Annotated in this window: 1 protein-coding gene; it reads left to right on the forward strand. The window is 42.3% G+C overall.

Annotated features, from left to right (window positions below):
• Positions 1-304 (forward strand): hypothetical protein (locus TPRIMZ1_RS19110; RefSeq protein WP_010261099.1); only part of this gene is annotated, 304 nt, incomplete at its 5' end.
• Between the last annotated feature and the right edge of the window lie 152 nt (positions 305-456).

A 456-nucleotide genomic window follows, 5' to 3' on the forward strand; every position in this document is an offset into this window, starting at 1 on the left:
AATGAAGGATTATTTTATGGACAAAGAAATGAAAGACCCGGCAGATGATGGTCTTGAAATTATCGGCATGGTAAAACTGAATGAGAGCACCGTCTGGGGCTATTATGTTTCACCATTGGACGACCACAACATTCATGTTTTTGAATCATTAAATGGTGGACCTTGGAAAAGGGAAAGTTTGTACCAACTGGAAAACTTTTTTCCACCGCTGGGCTTTGAGCCGACTAAAAAGTATGAAGAGCTGACAATACAAGGGGTCGTCTGGCCCGTCTGTCATGGGTGGAAGGATGATGATTGGAATTAAACTCCAAATCGGCGATATACAGAAAACTTGTTGGCAGTATGGAGATCGGAATTCGTTTGCGGGTGGGTATGCTTGCGGGACCCTGAAGCGCAATGAATGAGTTTATTGAAATCGCTAAAAAATATAGCGGTTTACAAAACATAGGAGGATCA

Source organism: Treponema primitia ZAS-1 (assembly GCF_000297095.1).
Taxonomy (GTDB): domain Bacteria; phylum Spirochaetota; class Spirochaetia; order Treponematales; family Breznakiellaceae; genus Termitinema; species Termitinema primitia_A.